This window comes from Alkalihalophilus lindianensis, from assembly GCF_032843265.1.
Lineage (GTDB): Bacteria > Bacillota > Bacilli > Bacillales > Bacillaceae_D > Alkalihalophilus > Alkalihalophilus lindianensis.
Genome location: NZ_JAWJBA010000597.1, coordinates 1 through 258, shown reverse-complemented (window position 1 = coordinate 258; position 258 = coordinate 1). Strand labels below are relative to the sequence as shown.

The following is a 258-nucleotide window of genomic DNA, read 5'->3' as shown; positions in this document are numbered from 1 at the left end:
CTCATACATGGTTTCCGAAAGGTCAACAAAAAGTGATACCTACTTATGGAAAACATCATGGGGTTAAATTAGTGGGTACCCTTGATTACGAAACAGGCGAAGTGTTTGTCACAGAAGAAGAACGCTATGATGCCCAAGTTTTCCTATCTTTTCTTGAAAAAGTTGTAGTCAAATATAAGGGTGAGAAAATTGTAATGATACTAGACAATGCTAGAATTCACCATGCAAAACTGCTGCAACCTTTTCTCGAAGCCCATA

Annotated in this window: 1 protein-coding gene; it reads left to right on the top strand. The window is 38.0% G+C overall.

The features are described from left to right. The coding region (locus tag RYX56_RS23570; RefSeq protein ID WP_317124282.1) for a transposase at positions 1 to 258 on the top strand (258 nt) is incomplete at both ends.